Origin of the sequence: Alcanivorax sp. (assembly GCF_014762765.1) — a bacterium.
Lineage (GTDB): Bacteria > Pseudomonadota > Gammaproteobacteria > Pseudomonadales > Alcanivoracaceae > Alcanivorax.
In genome coordinates, this window is sequence record NZ_JABURH010000122.1 from 1 (window position 1) to 4,898 (window position 4,898).

A 4,898-nucleotide genomic window follows, 5' to 3' on the forward strand; every position below is an offset into this window, starting at 1 on the left:
AAAAACGCCGAGCGTTATCGTGTCGGAAAGGCGTTGAAGGTTTTGCTCTGCGCGCTGGCGTGGGCAAGAATTGGGTAACCATTGAAGAGCACAAACCAAAAAGGGGCCTGACGTTTCCGTCAGGCCCCTTTTCTTTATCTGGTAGCAAGGGGCGGACTTGAACCGCCGACCCCAGCATTATGAGTGCTGTGCTCTAACCAGCTGAGCTACCTTGCCATTTGAGGTCGCGAATTTTCCGCGAGGGAGGGGTGGGTGTCAAGCACTGGGTGCGTGGGTGGGTAATGTTTGATCAGTTGTTGGCGGAGAAGAGAGATATCTGCCATAGTTGCACATCAAATGAAAATGATTCTTAATTGTGTGCTGTTAATACTTGACCAAATTGCTCAGGATTACTACGCTTCACGTCAAATACACGCAATAAGGGTGTGGATATGCGGTTGACTACAAAAGGTCGCTACGCGGTGACGGCGATGCTGGATCTGGCATTGCATGCGGCCACGGGGCCGGTGTCGCTGGCGGATATTTCCGATCGTCAGGGTATATCCATTTCCTATCTGGAGCAGTTGTTCGCCAAGTTGCGCCGTAATGGCCTGGTGAACAGCGTGCGCGGGCCTGGCGGGGGCTATCAGCTCAGCCGGCCCAGCGAGGATATTGATGTGGCAGCGGTGATCGCGGCGGTGGACGAGTCCGTGGATGCCACCCGCTGTGGCGGCCATGGGGATTGTCAGGAGGGCGATACCTGTCTGACCCACCACCTGTGGTGTGATTTGTCGGATCAGATCCAGACGTTCCTCAGCGGCATTTCCCTGGGTGAGTTGGTGGCCCGCCAGGAAGTGAAGCAGGTGGCCCAGCGCCAGGACCGTCAACATCAGCGTCTGTCTGTCAGTAGCGTATAACCTGTCTCTGCATCCCCATCGAGAGTCTTTGTCGGTACAGCGTCCCCTTTGTCCGGCAGCCACGATGACGGTGTGGATTCAGGTATAATTACCTCTCTGTTTCTTTGCCAACGCCAATCGCCACAAGCCTGTAGCCATGAGCCAAGCCGTTTACCTTGACTACGCGGCAACCACCCCGGTAGACCCGGCGGTGGTTGATGTGATGGTCCGTCATCTCGGTCCCGAAGGGACCTTCGCCAATCCTGCCTCCCGCAGCCACCTGTATGGCTGGCTGGCAGAGGAAGCGGTGGAATCCGCCCGCCGCCAGGTGGCGGATCTGCTGCAGGCGGACCCACGGGAGATCGTCTGGACCAGCGGTGCCACCGAGGCCAACAATCTGGCCATCAAGGGCGTGATCGAAGCCCGTGGGGGTGGCCATGTGATTACCAGTGCCACCGAACACAAGGCGGTGCTGGATGCCTGTGGCTGGCTGGAAAAGCAGGGCCACCCGGTGACCTACCTGACCCCCGCGGCCGATGGCCGTATCGACCCGCAGAGCGTGGCCGAGGCGCTCCGTGAGGACACCGTGCTGGTGAGTGTGATGCACGCCAATAACGAGACCGGGGTAATCAACGATATCGCCGCCATCGGCGCCCTGTGCCTCGAGAACGGTGTGTTGTTCCATACCGATGCGGCCCAGAGTGTGGGCAAGCTGGATTTGAATGTGCAGGCCGTGTCGGTGGATATGGTGTCGGTGTGTGCCCACAAGATTTACGGACCCAAGGGGATCGGTGCCCTGTACGTGCGCCGTTCACCGGATGTGAAGGTGGCGGCCCAGATTCATGGTGGCGGCCACGAGCGCGGCATGCGCTCCGGGACCCTGCCCACCCACCAGATCGTTGGTATGGGCGAAGCCTTTGCTCTGGCGGCCCGGGTGCGTGATGAAGAGGGGCCGCGTATTGCCGGGCTGCGTGACCGCCTTTGGCAGGGCATCAGTCAGCTGGAAGGGGTGAGCATCAATGGTGACGGCGCGCCGCGCCTGCCCGGGCATCTGAACGTGGCTTTCGCCGGGGTGGACGGCGAGATGTTGCTCACTGCCCTGAATCAGGCGGCAGTGTCTTCCGGTTCCGCCTGTACCTCTGCGTCTCTGGAGCCTTCCTATGTGCTCAAGGCCATGGGTGTGCCGGACGAGCTGGCCCATGGTTCCATTCGTTTCTCGGTGGGTCGCTTTACCTCAGAAGCGGATATCGACCGGGTGATCGAAAATGTGATCGAGGTCATCCAGCGACTGAGAAAAGTTGCCAGTTGACTGAACCGGCGGCGCATTTCATGGCCTGAGCGGTTTTCAGCGGGTTGAGAGCTCCCTGCTATGGTGGATACACACCTGAATGGGAGGGGGCTCCATGCACGGCGTTATTATTTCCAACCTGAAAAAATACGTTGAAGAAAAACTGGGCGAGGACGCCTGGGATACTCTGCGCGACAAGGCCGGGCTGACCGGCAAGGCCTTTATTCCTATCAGCATGTACCCGGACAGTGATCTGGATGATCTTCTGGCGGCAGCAGTGGAGATCACCGGTCAGGGCCGCGACGAGATTCTCAAGGATTTCGGTGCCTGGGTGATTCCCCCTCTTATGAAAATGTATCGCTCCTTTATCCCCGAGGACTGGGATGCGGTGACCTTCCTGAAAAATATCGACGACCGGATTCACGAGCGGGTGGTGCGCATGAAAGATGCCAGCGCCAGGCCGCCGCATATCAATGTGTCGGAAATCTCGCCGGGACTGCTGGAGGTGGAGTATCAGTCGCACCGGGATATGAGTTATCTGGCGCTGGGTTGTGTCTATGGTGTTGCCGACTATTATGGCCAGAAGGCGGCGCTGATGGAGGAGAAGCGGGTGGTGGGCACCCACAGGACCTTCATCATGCGCATCTCCGCCGGCGAGCAGGTGACGCGGGACGTGGTCTGAGCGGCACTGAAGCAAGAGGCACTGTTGCCTCATTATCCGTTGGAGCCTTGCTTGCAAGGCGAAGCTTTTAATCGCCATGGAAGTCCACCCTTGGCTTTGCGAGCAAAGCTCCAACGGTGCCCGCCTCCCCCCTTATAGCTTTACCTTCAGGGGGATAAAACGCGCAAAAACAGAAAAATGTGACCGGTTATGTCACCTGGCTGTGAGCGGGTAGACATTCGCCGGGCCAGTGGTGGCGTGGTCTGGTTGGACGGTCGTGCATGCGGCACAGCTCTTGCTGTGATAGTGGGAGAGCCGGCGCAGGAGCAGTGACATGCATGGCGTGATCGTGACCAATTTCAAGCGGTACCTGGATGAATTTATCGGCACTGACGCCTGGGGGGAGGTAGTCTCCACGGCCGGTTTGCAGGGCAAGACCTACCTGCCGGTGGCGCTGTATCCGGATGAGGAAATGGAAGCACTGCTGCGGGCGGCGGAATCGGCCACCGGCCTGCGCCGGGATGATCTGCTGGCAGATTTCGGTGAGTGGGTTATCGGCCCGCTGATCGATATGTACCAGGCCATGATTCCCTCGGGCTGGGACGCCATGACGTTCCTGCTGAACATGCAGCAGATCCATGAACGCATACTGCGACTCAAGGACCCGACGGCTATGGCGCCGAATATTCTGGTCCACAAGCGCGGCGATGATACCCTGGAAATCCACTATTACTCCCACCGCAATATGGCCGCCATGATTCATGGCTCGGTGAAAGGCGTAGCTGCCTATTTCAATGAAACCGCCAGCCTGCTCGGTTCAGAAGCGGGTGAGGGCGGGGAGCAGCGGTTTGTGTTCCATATCCAGCCGAACAAGACGGAAGCCAGGGAGGCGGTGTAAGGCGTACGTGGTGTTGTGCCGTCTTCTCGGACGACGAGTTCCAGAACCAGGTCAAAAGCAATTTATCACAGAGGGCACAGAGTTCACTGAGGATAAACACCCTTTCTCTGTGAGCTCTGTGGTGAAATGCTTTTTGCGGAGCGGAGGCTAGGCGGTTAGTGCCTGGGCCTGCTGTTTGATCTTGCCGACCATGGCGCGCAGGCCGTTGCCGCGGGTTGGGCTGAGGTGGTTGAGCAGGTCGATGCGGTCGAAGAAGGCATCCATGTCGTAATCGTGGATGGCCTGAGGGGACTGACGGTTCAGGGCGGCCATCACTATAGCGGCCAGACCCTTGACGATCAGGGCATCTGAATCCACTGCCAGGTAGAGAGTGTCCGCGTCGCTGTCGTAGTCTGTTTCCAGCCACACCTGGCTCTGACAGCCGCGCACAAAACGGTCTTCGGTCTTCAGCTCATCAGGCAGCTCGGGCAACTGCTTGCCCAGGTCGATGATATAGCGATAGCGCTCTTCCCAGTCATCCAGGAATTCCAGATCTTCACTGATGTCCTCGGCTGTAATTTTCTCGCCAAGGGTGATGCTGCGGATATCGAACACGTCGCTTGCACTCCAGAGATGGCTGTAAGCCGCAAGCCTCAAGCCGCAAGCTAAACCCGGGTTTTCCCCTTGTAGCTTGAAGCTTGTAGCTTGCAGCTTCTAAAACATTCCCAGCTCGAGCTGAGCCTCTTCACTCATCATATCGCGGCTCCAGGGTGGATCGAAAACCAGGGCCACTTCCACCTTGTTCACGTTGGGAACCTTGCCGAGCCGGTCCTCCACATCGCCTACCAGTACCGGGCCCATGCCGCAGTTGGGGGCGGTGAGGGTCATGCGTACCTGCACCACATTCTCGCCGTCACGCTGGATCACATCGCAGCCGTACACCAGCCCCAGCTCCTTGATGCTGACCGGGATTTCCGGGTCGAAGATGGTCTGCAGGGTGTTGTCCAGGTCGTCCTGGCGCACACTGCCATCCTCGTTGGCGGGGGCAAAGTCCAGCTTCAGCGGTTCCTGGCCGATTGCGTCTGCGTCGGTACCGTCGATACGCGCCATATTGCCATTGATGGTCACCGTGTAGGTGCCACCCAGGGCCTGGCGCAGATTGACGAAGCTGTTCTTGGGGATGGTGATGCGGGTGCC

The 4,898-nt window shown here is 58.6% G+C and carries 6 protein-coding genes and 1 tRNA gene; 4 read left to right on the forward strand and 3 right to left on the reverse strand.

Translation table 11 applies throughout. The annotated features are described in order from the left end of the window. Positions 1–139: 139 nt before the first annotated feature. Positions 140–216 (reverse strand) — tRNA-Met (locus HUJ17_RS07910). Between the two features lie 215 nt (positions 217–431). Here HUJ17_RS07910 and iscR point away from each other — a divergent pair. The 4 genes from iscR (at position 432) to HUJ17_RS07930 (ending at position 3,722) form a co-directional block, all read left to right on the forward strand. Then, positions 432–896, forward strand: coding sequence for a Fe-S cluster assembly transcriptional regulator IscR (gene iscR / locus HUJ17_RS07915; RefSeq protein WP_290510186.1), 465 nt, complete (start codon positions 432–434; stop codon positions 894–896). A gap of 136 nt (positions 897–1,032) precedes the next feature. Then, entirely contained in the window at positions 1,033–2,184 is a 1,152-nt protein-coding gene (locus HUJ17_RS07920) for an IscS subfamily cysteine desulfurase (protein WP_290510187.1), read from the forward strand. A 94-nt stretch (positions 2,185–2,278) separates the two neighbouring features. Then, on the forward strand, positions 2,279–2,845 hold the full coding sequence (locus HUJ17_RS07925) for a heme NO-binding domain-containing protein (RefSeq protein WP_290510188.1): 567 nt from the start codon (positions 2,279–2,281) through the stop codon (positions 2,843–2,845). Positions 2,846–3,158: 313 nt separating this feature from the next. Continuing rightward, positions 3,159–3,722 (forward strand): heme NO-binding domain-containing protein, encoded by a 564-nt coding sequence (locus tag HUJ17_RS07930; RefSeq protein ID WP_290510189.1) that lies wholly within the window; start codon positions 3,159–3,161, stop codon positions 3,720–3,722. 147 nt (positions 3,723–3,869) lie between these two features. Here the strand turns inward: HUJ17_RS07930 and HUJ17_RS07935 are convergent, their stop codons facing one another. Both HUJ17_RS07935 and sufT read right to left on the reverse strand, forming a co-directional pair. Then, positions 3,870–4,316 carry a SufE family protein gene (locus HUJ17_RS07935; RefSeq protein WP_290510190.1) on the reverse strand — a complete coding sequence of 149 codons (447 nt, stop codon included), beginning with the start codon at positions 4,314–4,316 and terminating at the stop codon, positions 3,870–3,872. A gap of 99 nt (positions 4,317–4,415) precedes the next feature. After that, positions 4,416–4,898 (reverse strand): putative Fe-S cluster assembly protein SufT (sufT, locus tag HUJ17_RS07940; RefSeq protein ID WP_290510191.1); only part of this gene is annotated, 483 nt, incomplete at its 5' end.